This is a genomic window from Thiohalobacter thiocyanaticus, from assembly GCF_003932505.1.
In the GTDB taxonomy this organism is placed as follows: Bacteria; Pseudomonadota; Gammaproteobacteria; order Thiohalobacterales; family Thiohalobacteraceae; genus Thiohalobacter; species Thiohalobacter thiocyanaticus.
In genome coordinates this window covers 1,495,660-1,511,325 of sequence record NZ_QZMU01000001.1, presented here as the reverse complement: position 1 = coordinate 1,511,325, position 15,666 = coordinate 1,495,660, and the positions used below count along the sequence as shown (strand labels likewise).

The following is a 15,666-nucleotide window of genomic DNA, read 5'->3' as shown; positions in this document are numbered from 1 at the left end:
CGTACTTTCCATGTGCAATCCCCCTCCCTCCTCATTAAGAGGGTTTTGGGCGGCATTGAAACCATGCCGCCTTCTTTTTTTATGAAGACATGAACGCAACGGAGGCAATATGCGTAACTCAATACTTCTCGGCATTCTGGCAGCTGCGATTCCATTAGGGGCAATGGCCCAGGATGGGGCCGGATCCTGGCAGCGCACCGCAGGTGACAGGGAGTTCACCCTGGCGGGAACAGGCAGCAGCGACAAGGATTTTGATAATAGCAGCATGGGGCTGTCGTTCGGATATGGTCAATACTTTACGGATCGCTGGCTTATATCTTTGCAGCAAGGACTTAATTACGCGGATGTCCCGGGTGACAACGTCTGGAATGGATCAACGCGTGTTGGTGCCGATTATCACTTCGGGCAGGGTCGCCTCAAGGCGTTTCTCGGCGGAAGGATTGGTGGTGTTTATGGCGACAGAGTCAAGGAGAGTGCTATTGCCGGGCCGGCGTTCGGCCTGAAATATTATGCCAAATCGGATACGTTCATCTATGCGCAGGCGGAATACCAGTATTTTTTCGAGGAGGCTGACGACATAGACGATAATTTCGATGACGGATCCTTTGTTCACAGCATTGGTATCGGATTCAACTTCTGACGCTCCTCCCAAGTCTTGAAGGTCGGCAGTATTGGGGTGTGAGCGTATGGCCGAGGGCATGCGTCGCCGCCATAAGGTCGGGGCGGCATTGATTTTGGTCAAGCCGGCAGCCCCGATGCTGTGCCATTCTTCCGCTTCACTGGAAGAGGCGCCATGGCACTGTCCGACTACGTCAACACCCTGGGCCAGGACCTGCTGCGCCGCCACGGCGAGCGGGTACACAAGCTCAGTCTGCACGCCGGCTTCACCTGCCCCAACCGTGATGGCAGCAAGGGGGTCGGCGGCTGCAGTTTCTGCAACAATGCCTCCTTCGCGCCGATGGCGCGTGAACGTGCCGCGGTGCGCGAGCAGATCGCGTCCGGCCGCCGGGTGATCCGGCGCCGTACCGGCGCGCGCAGGTACATCGCCTATTTCCAGGCCTACACCAACACCTACGGCGAACTCGAGCGGCTGAAGGCCCTGTATGACGAGGCGCTGGCCGAGCCGGACGTGATCGGCCTGGCCATCGGCACCCGCCCGGACTGTGTGCCCGACGCCGTCCTGGATCTGTTGACGGACTACCGCGACCAGGGTTACGAGATCTGGCTGGAGCTGGGCCTGCAGTCGGCCTTCGACGCCACCCTGGAGCGGGTCAATCGCGGTCACGGCTGGGCCGAGTATGCCGCCACGCTGCGGGCGGCTCGCGGCCGTGGCCTGGCGGTGTGCACCCACCTGATCATCGGTCTGCCCGGTGAGGAGCGCTGGCACGCACGTCAGAGCCTGCTGCGGGTGCTGGCCCTGGGCGTGGACGGGCTCAAGCTGCATCCCCTGCACGTGGTCAAGGGCACGCGCCTGGCCAATGAATGGCGGCGCGGCGAGTACCGACCGCTGACGCTGGAGGAATATGTGGATACCGCCGCCGAGCTGATCGCGGTCACACCGCCCGAGGTGGTCTGGCATCGGGTCACGGCCACGGCCGCCGAGCGCATTCTGCTCGCCCCCGCCTGGTGCGCGCGCAAATGGCGGGTGCTCAACGCCATTGAGGCGGCGCTGGCAGCGCGCGTCGGCGGCCCGGCAACGACCCAGGAGGTGGGACATGGAACTGGTCTGTCCGGCCGGTAATCTGCCGTCGCTGAAGGCGGCCGTGGAGGCGGGCGCGGATGCCGTCTATCTGGGCTTTCGCGACGACACCAACGCCCGTCACTTCGCCGGTCTGAACTTCAACCGCGAGCAGCTGCGCGAGGGCGTGGCCTATGCCCATGCCCGCGGCCGCCAGGTGCTGCTGGCGATCAATACCTATGCCCGCCCCGAGGGCTGGGCGCGCTGGCAGCAGGCGGTGGATCGGGCGGTGGAACTGGGCGTGGATGCCCTCATCGTCGCCGATATGGGCGTGCTGGAGTACGTCGCACAACGCTACCCGGAGCAGCGGCTGCACCTGTCGGTGCAGGCCTCGGCGACCAGCGTCGAGGCCCTGCGTTTCTATCAGGAGCAGTTCGGTATCCGCCGCGCGGTACTACCGCGGGTGCTGTCGCTGCGCCAGGTCGCGGCCCTGGTGGAGAAGAGCCCGGTGGAGATCGAGGTGTTCGGCTTCGGCAGTCTGTGCGTCATGGCCGAAGGCCGCTGCTATCTGTCCTCCTATGTCACCGGCGAGTCGCCCAACACCTGCGGCGCCTGTTCGCCGGCCCGCTTCGTCGACTGGCAGGAGCACAACGACGGCCTGCACACCCGGCTCAACGGGGTGTTGATCGACCGCTTCCTGCCCGAGGAGCAGGCCGGCTATCCGACCCTGTGCAAGGGCCGTTTCGATGTCTGCGGCCGCGTCGGTTACGCCATCGAATCCCCCACCAGTCTCAATACCCTGGACCTGCTGCCGCAACTGCTCGCCGCCGGGGTCGCCGCGGTCAAGCTCGAGGGCCGTCAGCGCAGCCCGGCCTACGTGGCCCGCGTCAGCCGGGTCTGGCGCGAGGCCATCGATACCTGCTGCCGCGACCCGGACGGTTACCGCCCGCGCCCGGAATGGCTGGTGGCGCTGGATGAGGTGGCCGAAGGTGCCTGCACCACGCCCGGGGCCTACCACCGGCCCTGGCAGTGAGGCCCTGATGCTGAAACTCGCGCTCGGACCCGTTCCCTATCTCTGGCCGCGCAACGAGGTCATGCGCTTCTATGACGAGATGGCGCAGGCCCCGGTCGAGATCATCTATCTGGGCGAGACGGTGTGCGCCAAGCGCCGGCAGCTGAATCCGGAGGACTGGCTGGCCCTGGGCGAAGGCCTGGCAGCGGCCGGCAAGCAGGTGGTGCTGTCCTCGCTGAGCCTGATCGAGGCCGAGTCCGAACTCGGCGCTCTGCGCCGGCTGTGTGCCGATTCCCCCTTCATGGTCGAGGCCAACGACATGGCGGCGGTGCAACTGCTGCAGGGGCGGGGCTTTGTCGCCGGATCGGGGGTGAACATCTACAATCATCATGCCCTGTCCCGACTGGCCCGGCTGGGATTGCGGCGCTGGGTGCTGCCGGTGGAACTGGGACGCGAGGATCTGGGCGAACTGCAGCGGCTGCGCCCGCCCGGGATCGAGACCGAGGTGCTGGCCTGGGGGCGGCTGCCGTTGGCGCATGCCGCCCGCTGTTTCACCGCCCGCGCCCACGGCCTGCCCAAGGACGACTGCCGCTTCCGCTGCCGGGACTATCCCGACGGCCTGCTGCTCAAGACCCGGGAGGGCCAGCCCTTCCTCAACCTCAACGGTATCCAGACCCAGTCGGCGCTGAGCCAGTGTCTGATCGGGGAAGTGTCGGAGCTGGCAGATCTGGAGGTAGAGGTGCTGCGCCTGGTGCCGCAGGCTCAGGGCATGGGCGAAGTAGTGAGGCTGTTCGACCGGGTCCGCCGCGGGGCACTGGACCCGGCCGAGGCCCGTCAGCGTCTGGAACGGCTGGCGCCGATCGGGCTGTGCAATGGTTTCTACCGGGGCGGGGCGGGGATGGAAATGTTTCTGGGGCGTGAGGCGTGAGGGGTGAGAGGGATGTGTAGGATCTGCTGGGGATTGGTGGCGGTGTTTCTGGTTCTGACCGGCGGCATGGCGTATTTGTTTGTCTATCAGGGCAGTGTGCGGCCGGCAGCGGACGGGCGTACCGCCATCGTGCTTGAGCCCGGCGAGCGGGCCTTGATCCTGGCCGAGATGCGCGCCTTCGTGGAGAGCGTTCAGCAGATCACGACCGGGCTGTCGCAGGAGGACATGGAGACCGTGGTCGAGGCCGCGCGCAAGTCGGGCCGCGCGGCCCAGCAGCAGGTCCCGGTTCCGCTCATGGGCAAGCTGCCGCTCGCCTTCAAACAGCTGGGCCTGGATACCCATCAGCAGTTCGACCAGCTGGCGCTGGATGCCGAACAGCTCGGTGATCCGGCGCACAGCCTGCAGCAGCTCGGGAGATTGATGCAGAACTGCGTGGCCTGTCATGCCGCCTATCGGCTCGAGGTGCAATGAGAATGCCCGGGTGATAAGGCCTGCGCCAGATGACGACACGCCCGGCTCGATGCCGGGTTTTTTTCGCCCGGGGCAGCGCGGCCCGGAGCAGACTCGCTGCGCTGCATCCGCTGAAGCAGGGCGAGCTGTCGCCGTATAGCGACGATCGATGAAGCATTGATACCGCATGCAGTGCCGGGTCTTTGCTTGCCTCCCGCTCAAATGTCGAAGTATGTGCGTCAGATAGACGAAAAGACGGTTTCCACCTTCTATACTCCGGGTAGAAGTTTTCAAACATGTGCAGATTCGTGTAACAGGCACAGCGTCATCACCAATCGGCAACCACAGACGAAGGAGATCATTCCATGGCGACAGCAACCGAAAAGGCACATTCCACCGCAGAGCATGTGGCCCAGGCCGCTCACGAGGCCATTGATCGTGCAGCGCAGACAGGCGGCCGGGTAGAGGAAAAGGTTCGTGAAACCGGCGAACGTACCCGCGCCCGGGCGCATGACATCGAGGAGAGTGCAGTCTCTTACTTCCGTGAGCACCCCTATATCACTGTGGGTGCAGCAGTGGCTGCGGGTATGCTCCTGGGCTCGCTGCTGCGGCGTTGAGCGAGCCCGGCCACAATCCTGATAACCTGACCAGCGATCCGGCCGGCAGCGGCACCGATACCGATCCCGGACTGCGCGCCGCATTCGGGGAAGCGGTCCTGGCGCTGCAACAGCTGGTGGGTAGTACCGCCGAGCTGGCGGCGGTGGAGGCGCGCCGCGCCGTCACCGCCGCCGGCTGGATCCTGGCCCTGGGGGTCGGGATCGCCGCCACTGTGCTGGCTGCCTGGGCCCTGGCCGGATCGGCGCTGGCCTTCTGGCTGGTGGCGGAAGGCTGGAGCTGGGGTTGGGCCCTGTTGCTGGTGGCCGGGCTGAATCTCCTGGCCGCGCTCCTGATGGCGCTGGCGATCCGGCGCCTGGCGTCGCGTCTGGGGTTTCCCGCCCTGCGGCGAACCCTGTTCCGGGACCGGAGGAGACAGACGGATGCCGAACCGCATCAGCCAGTTGGAACAGCGTATTCAGAATGAACGCCAGGCCCTGCGCGGTTCCGTCGTGACACTGCGGCGGGGCGTGGAGCGGCGGCTGGTTTCTCCCGCCGGCCTGAGCGTCGGGTTCGCGGGCGGGGTGTTGGGCGGTTGGCTGTGGGCCGGGCGCGTCCGGCACGCTGACGACGCCCAGCCGTATTCCTCAGAGCGCCGCCGCAACCCCTTGTGGCAGCGCCTGTTGCCCATGCTGGTCACGCTGGGACTGCGTTATCTCGATCCGCCCGACGCAGGTGGAGCCCCGCCTTCCCCCGGGACCGAGTGAGGCCGATCCGGTATCGCTGTGTCCGGGCGGAAGCCGGACGGGCAATCCGCCGGTTCCGGCGGGGCGCTGGTCGCTGCCGCCGCGATCTCGCGCCGGGTGGCCTCCAGTGCCCTGCGGATAGCCGGCGTCGTATCTGTCAGCTCCAATGCGGCCCTGACGGTTTCCATCGCCGCGTCCGTACAGCCCCGGGCCAGCAGAGCGCGGGCCAGATTGTTGTGGGCGGCGGCATTGTCCGGATCCAGAGCGAGCACCTTGCGATAGGCCGATTCCGCCGCGGCGAATTCATCGGAGAGATAGTGCGTGTTGCCCAGCCCGTACCAGGCCGCGGACGCATCCGGCCAGTGCCGGCTGGCGGTGCGGTAGGCGCGGCGGGCGGCCTCGATCTGCCCGGTGGCTTCCAGTCCGGCGACGGACTGGATGTAGCGCTCCGGGTCGGGGTCGGCAGGCAGGCGCTCCGGTGGCAGTACCACCAGGGCCCAGTGATCAGCGCGGCGCCAGGTGCGCAGGAACAGGTTGCGATCCATCCGTTTGCGCCGCTCGGTGCCGGAACGCAGGATGAACTGGTCGTTACTGCTGCTGTAGCCGATGACTACTGCGTAATGCCAGCGCGGCAGGGCGGCGATGCTCAGGTTCTGGAGCACCAGGACCGGATGGCCGGCCTGCAGCTGGCGGATCAGCGCCTCCACCTCGGGGGTGAGTTGATAGGGAACGCGTCCGTGTTGCCGGGCGGCCGCGATCAGTTCGGTCTGCAGACTGCCACGCCGGCCCGGCAGATAGACGTCGGGTGTCAGCGCCTCGGGCATGATCTCCACCCCGGCGGCATTGAGCACCGTGGCCAGGGCGGCGGGGCCGCATTGGTAGTCCTGCTGGGGATGGAACGGGGTCGAGACGAGCTCGGTTTCGACCGGGGTCCGGTCCTCCGGCCCCGGTCCTTCAGTGAGAGGCTGCTGGCTGGCGCAGCCTGCCAGCAGCAGGGCGGCCGCCAGCCAGACGCCGATACGCGGCATCAGATGCCGGTGAAGATATCCGTGATATCGAGCAACTCAAGGATCAGCAGGACGACGAACACGATGCCGACCACCTCGATCACGCCGGCGCCGGCGGGCATCTGATTGATCCTGGCGGCGAGCCGTTGCAGCTCGGCATCGGTCAGTGCACCGAGGCGGCCCTCGACCCGCTCGGGGCTCACGCCCAGTTTCAGCATCTGGGTGCGCACCTCGTCGCGGTTCAGGGTGGCCTGAATCTCGGCCAGGTGCAGGGCCCGCGACTCGGCGGCGAGCATCTCCCCGGTGCCGACCAGACCTGTCTGGGCTGCGGCCGGGAAGGTGGCGAAAACAAAATTCAGCATCAGGACGAAAATGCCGGCACGTTTCCAGGGTGATGTATGCATGGGGTACCTCCAGTCGCTATTGTTGATTGTGCCCGTATCCTAGGGGCTGGCATGCCGGTGGGATGTGCGCGAGATCACGAAACCCGACATGGACGTCCCTGGTACAGGAATAACTATAGACAACCCGGCAGGTTATTTCTGAAATTCCCGATGCCTGGTAGTGAAATCGCCCACTTCGACCGGCCCGGACAGCCGGCGCCGGGCCTGTGTGAGCAGCCGCTGCAGGACCCGGTCCGGCTCCCAGCCGGCCAGGAAATTCTTCACCTCCAGGCCCAGCTCGGTGTCGCCGTTCAGCCGCAGCCGGCGCTGGAAGAACAGGGTGTCGGGATCGGCCTCGCCCTGCAACAGCGTGGCATAGGTCGCCAGGTCGGCCTCGATCAGCAGGTCCGGCCGACGCGGGACCGCCGGGCTGACCAGCCGTCTCCGGGCGCCGCTGAGTGCCAGCCGTAGCGGGGTTTCCTGCAGAGCGATGACGATGATGCGCCCGGTCATGAAGTCCAGCTCGCCCCGGCGCAGGGCGGTGGCGAAGGCCAGGTTCAGTGCGGCCAGGGCCGGCCGGGTATAGGCCGGCCGCGGCAGCCAGCGCAATGCCAGCGCGGGCAGTTCCCCCGGACTCATGCCAGGTCCAGCCAGTATTCGTGCACCCGCGTATCCTGTCCCAGCTCCGGATGAAAGGCGCAGCCCACGTGCCTGCCCTGACGTACCGCGACCGGCAGGCCCCGGTGGGTCGCCAGAACCTCGAGCGGTGCGCGCGCGCGCAGGGCCGGGGCCCGGATGAAGGCGGCGCGCAGGCCGGCAAAGGATCCTCCCTCGAGCGTGGCGATGAAGCTCTCGCGCTGGCGGCCATAGTGGTTGCGCGTGATCTGCGTCTCCAGCAATCCCAGCGGTGCGACCCGTGCATCGCCCGTGTCTGAGCTCATCAGGATCAGACCGGCACAGGTGCCGAGCAGCGGGCGGTGACGGGCGAAATCGATGATGGCCTGATCCAGGTCGTTGCCTTGCAGCAGCTGGCTCAGGGTGGTGGATTCGCCGCCGGGCAGGATCAGGCCGGCGATGTCTTCCAGATCGGCAGGGCGGTGCACCGGCCGGGCCGGGCGCCCGAGACGCGCCAGCATGCGGGCATGCGCAGGCACATTACCCTGCAGGGCAAGGATGCCGATAGCAGAATTACCAGCCACGCTTGGCCAGGCGCTGCGCATCCGGCAGCTCGCCGAGTTCCAGTCCGGGCATGGCGCCCTTCAGGCCGTGCGAGACCTCGGCCAGCACGGCCGGGTCATCAAAGTGGGTGGCGGCGCGGACGATGGCCGCGGCCCGTTCGGCTGGATCCTCGGAGCGAAAGATACCCGACCCCACGAACACGGCCTCGGCGCCCAGCTGTCGTACCAGGGCGGCATCGGCCGGGGTGGCCACGCCGCCGGCAGAGAAATTGGGCACCGGCAGTTCGCCCTGCTCGGCGACATAACAGACGAGTTCATAGGGTGCACCCAGCGTCTTCGCCCGACTCATCAATTGGCCGGGGTCGAGCTGCGTCAGCTCGCGCATCTGGGTGTGGATGCGACGCAGGTGGCGCACCGCCTCGACGATGTTGCCGCTGCCGGCCTCGCCCTTGGTGCGGATCAGGGCCGCGCCCTCGCCGATGCGCCGCAGCGCCTCGCCCAGGTCGGTGGCACCGCAGACGAAGGGGATGCTGAAGTCCCACTTGTGGATATGGTGTTCCTCGTCGGCGGGCGTGAGTACCTCGCTCTCGTCGATGAAGTCCACCGCCAGGGCTTGCAGAATCTGCGCCTCGGCGAAGTGACCGATGCGGCATTTGGCCATGACCGGGATGGATACCGCCTGCTGGATGGACTGGATCAGGGCCGGGTCGGACATGCGCGCCACCCCGCCATCGCGGCGGATGTCGGCCGGGATGCGCTCCAGCGCCATTACCGCCACCGCGCCGGCGGCTTCGGCGATGCGGGCCTGCCCGGCGTCGGTGACATCCATGATCACGCCGCCCCGGAGCATTTCCGCGAGGCCGCGCTTGAGTTGAAAATCATCGGCCTCGAGCCGCGAGGCCAGGTTCCAGGACATGGCAGATCACCCGTGAATGGATTGATTCAGTCGGCCATTATCGGAGCCGCGGGGCGGGAATGGTTTGATCCTGATCAAGCGGGTTGTTGTCAGGATGTGTGATATTTGCGCCACGAATGCATGAAGCCACTCACCCGCCGGTCATCGACATGAAGCGGATCACCTGGTCGGGTTTTTCGATGAACTCGTGCCGCTCGGGCTTGAGCTCGATGGCCGCACGGATGGCGGCTTCGAGTTCGTCGTCGCTGGCGCCGCCACGCAGCAGGGGCTTGAAGTCATAGCTGTGTTCCTGGCCCAGGCACATGTACAGGGTTCCGTCGACCGCCAGGCGGACGCGGTTGCAGGTCTCGCAGAAGTGCTGAGAGATGGGGGTGATGAAGCCGATGCGCAGGTCGGTGCCGGCAACCTGAACATAGCGGGCCGGTCCGCCGCCGGGCATAACGCCGGGCAGCAGTTCGAAGCGCTCGGCCAGCCGGGCTTTGACATCCTGCAGGTCGACATACTGGCTGGTGGCGTTGCGGCCGGTGTCACCGACCGGCATGGTCTCGATGAAGCGCAGGGTGAAGTCGTGCTCGATGCAGAAATCGACCATGGCCTCGACCTCGTCCTCGTTCACCCCCTTCATTACCACCATGTTGATCTTGATCGGGTGATAGCCGGCGGCCTTCGCCGCCATCAGGCCGCTGATGACCTTGTCCAGCTTGCCGCCGGTGACCTGCTTGAACACCTCGGGCCTGAGCGTGTCCAGGCTGACGTTGATGCGGGCCACCCCGGCGGCGCGCAGCGCCTCGGCGTGTTTGTCGAGCCGGGTGGCGTTGGTGGACATGGACAGGTCCTCGATACCGGCCACGTCGGTGAGGCGCGCGGCCAGCTCCGGCAGGTTCCTGCGCACCAGCGGCTCGCCGCCGGTCAGACGCACCCGACGCGTGCCCAGCCGGGCAAAGGCGCCGATCAGCCGCTCGATCTCATCGAATGTCAGCCACTCGGCCGGCTCCTCGAAGTCCCGGAAGCCCTTCGGCATGCAGTAGAAGCAGCGCAGGTCGCAGCGATCCGTCACCGACAGGCGGACATACTCGATCCTGCGGCCGAAGCGGTCTGTGAGCTGCTCATCCATGGAATTCACTATAGAGGGCGATTCGGCGGCGGACAATGCCGCGGGGTGTAAGGTTTTGGACAGAGAGATTAACGCAGAGTTCGCAGCACCGCAGGTCGGATCAGCCCGGAGGGCGTAATCCGACGTCGGGCATGCCGGGCCTGTAGAGTCTTGCCGTCATCCCCGCGAAGGCGGGGATCCAGTGTTTAGTTGTTCTGCCAGGCACTGGATTCCCGCCTTCGCGGGAATGACGTGTCTTTGCCCCCGCCTGTTCGTCCTCTGCGTTAATGCCGCCGAGTCAGATCGTCTGATAATAGAGGTTCTGCGGGTGATTCGCCTGGGCGAAGAAGAACCAGCGCTCGGCGATCAGGCCGATGTACTGCACCACGAAGGCGGCGGCCAGCAGGCCCAGGGCGGCTGAGGAAAGCCCCATCGCCAGCAGGGCGACCGGTACCGGGAACACCAGCAGCAGGAAGATCCACTTGATGCTCTTCATGAAGGCCGCGGTCTTGTGGTGGAAGAACTCGCGGGTGTTGAAGGAGCCGGCCATGAAGCCCTGGGATTTCTGCTGGATGTTGCCGTGGCGCACGCCGATGGCGGTCTGCAGGGTGGACTTGTACTTGATCCGGGCGTTGCGGATCAGCGAGGCGCCGCGGGTGATCAGCGAGGCCGCGGTCAGGATGATGGCCCAGACACCGTAGAACTTCAGCAGGCCGGGGGCCTGGTGATACGCGGCATAGGCCGTGGCCAGGGTGAAGCCGGAGGCGCTGCCCAGCAGGGTGTAATTGATCACGGTCAGCGGACTGGCCCATTCCTGCAGGAACTTGATGCAGGCATAGATCATGCCGGTGGCGATGAACAGGCCGAAGGCGACCACGGTGGTGATCGCGCCCACGATCATGGACAGGTCGATGGCGATGTTGGCCTGCTGGCCGATCTCGAAGAACACCGGGTTCCAGCCGCTGTAGTGGATCAGGCCGTAGAGAAACACCAGCCCCATGAAGGCCGGCAGAATGATGACCTCGCGCGACAGCCAGGAGGTGCGCCACTGGGCGATCGCGCGCCAGCCGCGTTCCGGATGGCCCAGGTGGAAGAAGGAGGCGAGCAGGCCGGCAGCCAGGAACAGCAGGGCAATCAGACTGCCCAGACCGTAGAAGGTCGCCGTGTCGGCATGGCCCGGCAGGACCTTGGCCACGGCATAGACCTGCCCCGTGTACAGCGCCAGGAACAGGCCCTGGCCGACACCGCTCAGGGTGGTGAGAAAGATGACGGAAAATGCGGGGTGCATGTATTACGCTCCAGTCTGTAACTACAAAATCCAAGAGCGCCACGGAATACACGGAAAATACGGACAAGGATTTTTGAAGGCTGTGTCCGTATCCTGCCTTATGTCATTCCGGCGCAGGCCGGAATCCGGTTGCCACGGCGGTTTATGGATTACTCGCCCTGTGGGCGTCCAACTCGCTTGGCCATGGTTTTTATTTGTCCGTGCTTTCCGTGTATTCCGTGGTGCTCTTGATCTCGCTTTTGATCTTCAAATAAAGGCGCCGCCGGCTGCCGGGTGCGCATTCGGTGCGTTGCGCGAACCCGGAGGGTTCCACCGGCAGCCCAGTTCCGGCAGCCGACGGCAAACAGGGTTACCAGCTGGTGACATCGTCCAGGGTCGGTTCCTCGATCACCCGGCCCTTGTGGATGCCTTCCTTCTTCAGCGGGTTGTCCACGCGTTCGAGTTCGTCCTCGTGGATCTGGATGCTGGTCTTGCGTCGCGGCAGATAGTGATTGGCCGGCTTGGTACCCCATTCCGGCATCAGCTGGTAGCCGCCGCGCTCACGGATCGCCACCGAGACTTCGGAGTCGGCGTCATGCACGTCGCCGAACAGCCGGGCATTGGTCGGGCAGGCCATCACGCAGGCCGGCTTGCGCTCGACCTCGGGCAGTGATTCGTCATAGATGCGGTCCGCGCACAGGGTGCACTTCTTCATCACCTTCTGCTGTTCGTCGATCTCGCGCACGCCGTAGGGACAGGCCCAGGAGCAGTACTTGCAGCCGATGCACTTGTCGTAGTCCACCAGTACGATGCCGTCGGCGTCGCGCTTGTAGCTGGCCCCGGTCGGGCAGACCGGTACGCAGGGCGGGTCCTCGCAGTGCAGGCAGCTCTTGGGGAAGTGCACCGTCTCGGTGTTCGGATACACGCCCACCTCGAAGGTCTGGACCCGGTTGAAGAAGGTGCCGGTCGGGTCCTTGCCGTAGGGGTTCTCGTCGGACATGTAGCCCGCCGTGCCGGAGGTGTTCCACTCCTTGCAGCTGGTCACGCAGGCATGGCAGCCCACGCAGACGTTCAGATCGATTACCAATGCTAACTGTGTCATTTGAATAACCCTATTACATTTACCACAAAGAACACGAAGTAAATAAAATGGATTGAAAGGCACTTACATGAGCTGGATTTCAGCTAATCCGTCATTCCCGCGAAGGCGGGAATCCAGTGCCTGGCAGAGCAAGTAACCCCTGGATCCCCGCCTTCGCGGGGATGACGCGGCTAAAGTAAGTGCCATTCAATAATGGATTGTCTTTGTGTCCTTTTGTGGTGAAAGCTGATCTTTAACCCGCCTTCTTGCCGCCGGCGAAGAATTTCAGCCACTTGCTCTTGCGCGAGGTGTCCTGTCCGGGCAGGGTCGGCATGGGGTCGAACTGCGGATAGCTCATCTCGGGCTCGCCCTCGGCGGCCTTGTAGATGCGCACCCGCACGTCGTACCAGCCGGCCTGGCCGGTGACCGGGTCGGAGTTGGACAGGTGCTCGCCGGCCTCCGAGGCAGGCAGCTCCTCGCTGATGACGTGGTTGAGCAGGAAGCCCTTGGTCGATTCGTTGGCGTCATTGTCCAGGCCCCAGGCCCCGGAGGCCTTGCCGATGGCGTTCCAGGTCCAGACCGTGCCGGGCTCGACCGCTTCGGAGTAGCGGCACAGGCAGCGTACCCGGCCCCACTGGGACTCGACCCACATCCAGTCCTCGTCCTCGATGCCCTGGGCGCGGGCGGTGACCGGATTCACATACAGGTAGTTGTAGGTGTGAATCTGGCGCAGCCAGGCGTTCTGTGAATCCCAGGAATGGTACATCGCCATCGGGCGCTGGGTCACCGCGTTCAGCGGATAGGTATGCAGGTCGGTCTGCTGCGATTCCAGCGGCTCGTAGTAGAAGGGCAGCGGATCGAAATAGGTCTCGATGCGCTTGCGCAGATGATCCGGCGGCTGCTTGCCGTCCCACTTGCCCTGGGCCGCGAGGCGGAACTTCTGCAGCACCTCGGAGTAGATATGGATCAGGATCGGCTCGGCGTAGCGGGTGAGCCGGTTGTCCTGCGCCCACTCCAGGTAGCCCTGGTTCCAGTTGCGCATGTACTGGTAGGACTTGGGCAGATGGTATTGGAAGACGCAGTTGTTCTTCTCGTACATCTCCCACTGCTTGGGGTTGGGCTCGCCCTTGAGGAACTTCTCGCCGCCCCTGCCGCGCCAGCCGGCGAGGAAGCCGATGCCGGAACCGGGCTCGGTCTCGTAGTTGATGACAAAGTCGGGATAGTCGCGGAACTTGCGCGAGCCGTCCTCGCGGGTGAAGGCGGGCAGCTTCAGGCGCGAGCCCATCTCGATCAGCACCTCCTGGAAGGGCTTGCACTCGCCCTTGGGCGGCACCACCGGGATGCGCACCGAGTCAACCGGGCCATCGTATTCGGAGATGGGACGGTCCAGCATGGACATGCAGTCATGGCGCTCCAGATAGGTGGTATCCGGCAGCACCAGATCGGCGTAGGCGGTCATCTCGGACTCGAAGGCGTCGGCCACGATCAGGAAGGGGATCCTGTACTCGCCGTTGTCGTCCTTGTCATTGAGCATCTTGCGGACCTCGGCCGTGTTCATGGTCGAGTTCCAGGCCATGTTGGCCATGAAGATGAGCAGGGTGTCGATCGGGTAGGGGTCCTGGCGCCAGGCGTTGGTGATGGCGTTGTGCATCAGGCCGTGTACGGCCAGCGGGTGCTCCCAGGAGAAGGCCTTGTCGAGGCGCACCGGTTTGCCCTTATCGTCGACGAACAGGTCGTCCGGTTCGGCCGGCCAGCCCAGCGGCATGCCGCCCAGCGGGGTGTTGGGCTTCACATCCTCGGGGCCCTTGGGCGTCTTGGCGCAGGGCGGGATGGGGCGCGGGAAGGGCGCCTTGTGGCGGAAACCGCCGGGACGGTCGATGGTGCCCAGGATGGACATCAGGATCGACAGGGCGCGGATGCTCTGGAAGCCGTTGGAATGCGCCGCCAGGCCGCGCATGGCGTGGAAGGCCACCGGATTGCCGGTGACGGATTCGTGCTCGTTACCCCAGGTGTCGGTCCAGGCGATGGGCAGCTCGATCTTCTGGTCGCGTGCGGTCACGCCCATCTCGTAGGCCAGGCGCCTGATGGTCTCGACCGGGATGCCGGTGATCTCGGCGGCCCATTCGGGGGTGTAGTCCTTGACCCGATCGACCAGCAGCTGGAACGAGGGCTTCACCGGCGTGCCGTCGTCGAGTTTGAACTCGCCCAGCAGGTAGGGGTCGGCGCCCGGGGTATGGGTGGAAATGGGGCGGTTGAGCTCACGATCCCACCACAGCTTGTTCTGGGGATCGAAGCAGCCCTCCTCGGGCGGGACCTCGAAGCGCACCAGCATGCCGTATTCGGTGCTGTTTTCATCGAGGTTCACCAGCTGGGCGGCGTTGGTGTACTGGACCAGGAACTCGCGGTCGTACAGGCCCTGATTGATGATCTCGTGGGTCAGGGCCAGCATCAGGGCGCCGTCGGTGCCGGGCTTGATCGGCACCCATTCGTCGGCGATAGCCGAATAGCCGGTGCGCACCGGATTGATGGAAATGAACTTGCCGCCCTGGCGCTTGAACCTGGAGATCGCCATCTTGAGCGGGTTGGAGTGATGGTCCTCGGCGGTGCCGATCATCACGAACAGCTTGGCGCGGTCCAGGTCCGGGCCCCCGAATTCCCAGAAGGAGCCGCCGATGGTGTAGATCATGCCGGCGGCCATGTTCACCGAGCAGAAGCCGCCGTGGGCGGCGTAGTTCGGGGTGCCGTACTGTTTGGCGAACAGACCGGTCAGGGCCTGCATCTGGTCGCGGCCGGTGAACAGCGCGAATTTCTTCGGGTCGGTGGTGCGGATCTTCTTCAGGCGCTCCTCCATCACGGCGAAGGCCTCATCCCAGGAAATCTCTTCGAACTGCGCATCACCCCGGTCGGCACCTTCCTTGCGCTTCAGGGGCTTGGTGAGCCGTGCCGGCGAGTACTGCTTCATGATGCCGGAGGCGCCCTTGGCGCAGATCACGCCCTTGTTCAGCGGATGGTCCGGGTTGCCCTGGATGTAGCGGACCTCGCCGTCACGCAGGGTTACGCGGATGCCGCAGCGGCAGGCACACATGTAGCAGGTGGTGTTCCTGGTCTCGATGCGTGCGTTCTGGTCCGCTGACTTGTCCAGCGGATCGTGGATAACCTTGTCTTCGCGCATAGTTCCTGACCGTGGTTGATGCATGTCAATTCGAGGACGGGCGAATGTATTAGACTACTCTGTTTTTTGCCAATTAGCTTTTCTGAAATTGTCATAAAATATTATAATATTCTAATACATAAAAAATTTATGACGTAATAAATTCAGTGTCTTATAACGCC

General features: G+C 64.8%; 17 protein-coding genes. 8 read left to right on the top strand and 9 right to left on the bottom strand.

Features of this window, described 5'->3' with window-relative positions; translation table 11 throughout:
* Positions 1 to 109 precede the first annotated feature (109 nt).
* The 8 genes from D6C00_RS07040 (at position 110) to D6C00_RS07005 (ending at position 5,429) form a co-directional block, all read left to right on the top strand.
* Entirely contained in the window at positions 110 to 640 is a 531-nt protein-coding gene (locus D6C00_RS07040) for a hypothetical protein (protein WP_206609525.1), read from the top strand.
* Between the two features lie 153 nt (positions 641 to 793).
* Entirely contained in the window at positions 794 to 1,741 is a 948-nt protein-coding gene (locus D6C00_RS07035; RefSeq protein WP_125181074.1) for a TIGR01212 family radical SAM protein, read from the top strand.
* Positions 1,716 to 2,711 (top strand): ubiquinone anaerobic biosynthesis protein UbiU, encoded by a 996-nt coding sequence (gene ubiU / locus D6C00_RS07030; protein WP_125181073.1) that lies wholly within the window; start codon positions 1,716 to 1,718, stop codon positions 2,709 to 2,711. The genes D6C00_RS07035 and ubiU overlap by 26 nt, the downstream gene beginning before the upstream one ends.
* A gap of 7 nt (positions 2,712 to 2,718) precedes the next feature.
* Positions 2,719 to 3,618, top strand: coding sequence for a ubiquinone anaerobic biosynthesis protein UbiV (gene ubiV / locus D6C00_RS07025; RefSeq protein WP_125181072.1), 900 nt, complete (start codon positions 2,719 to 2,721; stop codon positions 3,616 to 3,618).
* A 42-nt stretch (positions 3,619 to 3,660) separates the two neighbouring features.
* Positions 3,661 to 4,089, top strand: a complete 429-nt coding sequence (locus D6C00_RS07020; RefSeq protein ID WP_206609524.1) for a cytochrome c — start codon at positions 3,661 to 3,663, stop codon at positions 4,087 to 4,089.
* A 344-nt stretch (positions 4,090 to 4,433) separates the two neighbouring features.
* Positions 4,434 to 4,685: a DUF883 family protein gene (locus tag D6C00_RS07015; protein ID WP_125181070.1), complete on the top strand. Its 252-nt coding sequence runs from the start codon at positions 4,434 to 4,436 to the stop codon at positions 4,683 to 4,685.
* A complete protein-coding gene (locus D6C00_RS07010; protein ID WP_125181069.1) occupies positions 4,682 to 5,149 on the top strand; it encodes a phage holin family protein in 468 nt (155 codons plus the stop codon). The genes D6C00_RS07015 and D6C00_RS07010 overlap by 4 nt, the downstream gene beginning before the upstream one ends.
* Positions 5,106 to 5,429 carry a hypothetical protein gene (locus D6C00_RS07005; RefSeq protein ID WP_125181068.1) on the top strand — a complete coding sequence of 108 codons (324 nt, stop codon included), beginning with the start codon at positions 5,106 to 5,108 and terminating at the stop codon, positions 5,427 to 5,429. The genes D6C00_RS07010 and D6C00_RS07005 overlap by 44 nt, the downstream gene beginning before the upstream one ends.
* Here D6C00_RS07005 and D6C00_RS07000 read toward each other — a convergent pair.
* The 9 genes from D6C00_RS07000 to D6C00_RS06960 all read right to left on the bottom strand — a co-directional run bounded on the left by D6C00_RS07000 (position 5,375) and on the right by D6C00_RS06960 (position 15,505).
* Positions 5,375 to 6,436 carry a PA2778 family cysteine peptidase gene (locus D6C00_RS07000; protein ID WP_125181067.1) on the bottom strand — a complete coding sequence of 354 codons (1,062 nt, stop codon included), beginning with the start codon at positions 6,434 to 6,436 and terminating at the stop codon, positions 5,375 to 5,377. The two genes, D6C00_RS07005 and D6C00_RS07000, sit on opposite strands and share 55 nt — an antisense overlap.
* A complete protein-coding gene (locus D6C00_RS06995; RefSeq protein ID WP_125181066.1) occupies positions 6,436 to 6,819 on the bottom strand; it encodes a PA2779 family protein in 384 nt (127 codons plus the stop codon). The genes D6C00_RS07000 and D6C00_RS06995 overlap by 1 nt, the downstream gene beginning before the upstream one ends.
* Positions 6,820 to 6,951: 132 nt before the next feature.
* On the bottom strand, positions 6,952 to 7,437 hold the full coding sequence (gene ubiT / locus D6C00_RS06990) for a ubiquinone anaerobic biosynthesis accessory factor UbiT (RefSeq protein ID WP_125181065.1): 486 nt from the start codon (positions 7,435 to 7,437) through the stop codon (positions 6,952 to 6,954).
* A complete protein-coding gene (gene pdxT, locus D6C00_RS06985) occupies positions 7,434 to 8,018 on the bottom strand; it encodes a pyridoxal 5'-phosphate synthase glutaminase subunit PdxT (RefSeq protein WP_125181064.1) in 585 nt (194 codons plus the stop codon). Before pdxT ends, ubiT begins: the two co-directional genes overlap by 4 nt.
* Positions 7,987 to 8,892 (bottom strand): pyridoxal 5'-phosphate synthase lyase subunit PdxS, encoded by a 906-nt coding sequence (gene pdxS / locus D6C00_RS06980; protein WP_125181063.1) that lies wholly within the window; start codon positions 8,890 to 8,892, stop codon positions 7,987 to 7,989. Before pdxS ends, pdxT begins: the two co-directional genes overlap by 32 nt.
* A gap of 130 nt (positions 8,893 to 9,022) precedes the next feature.
* Positions 9,023 to 10,006, bottom strand: coding sequence for a GTP 3',8-cyclase MoaA (gene moaA, locus D6C00_RS06975; RefSeq protein WP_125181062.1), 984 nt, complete (start codon positions 10,004 to 10,006; stop codon positions 9,023 to 9,025).
* Between the two features lie 277 nt (positions 10,007 to 10,283).
* Positions 10,284 to 11,273 (bottom strand): dimethyl sulfoxide reductase anchor subunit family protein, encoded by a 990-nt coding sequence (locus tag D6C00_RS06970; RefSeq protein ID WP_125181061.1) that lies wholly within the window; start codon positions 11,271 to 11,273, stop codon positions 10,284 to 10,286.
* Between the two features lie 349 nt (positions 11,274 to 11,622).
* Entirely contained in the window at positions 11,623 to 12,354 is a 732-nt protein-coding gene (locus tag D6C00_RS06965) for a 4Fe-4S dicluster domain-containing protein (RefSeq protein WP_125181060.1), read from the bottom strand.
* A 232-nt stretch (positions 12,355 to 12,586) separates the two neighbouring features.
* Positions 12,587 to 15,505, bottom strand: a complete 2,919-nt coding sequence (locus D6C00_RS06960; protein WP_125181059.1) for a molybdopterin oxidoreductase family protein — start codon at positions 15,503 to 15,505, stop codon at positions 12,587 to 12,589.
* Positions 15,506 to 15,666 lie beyond the last annotated feature (161 nt).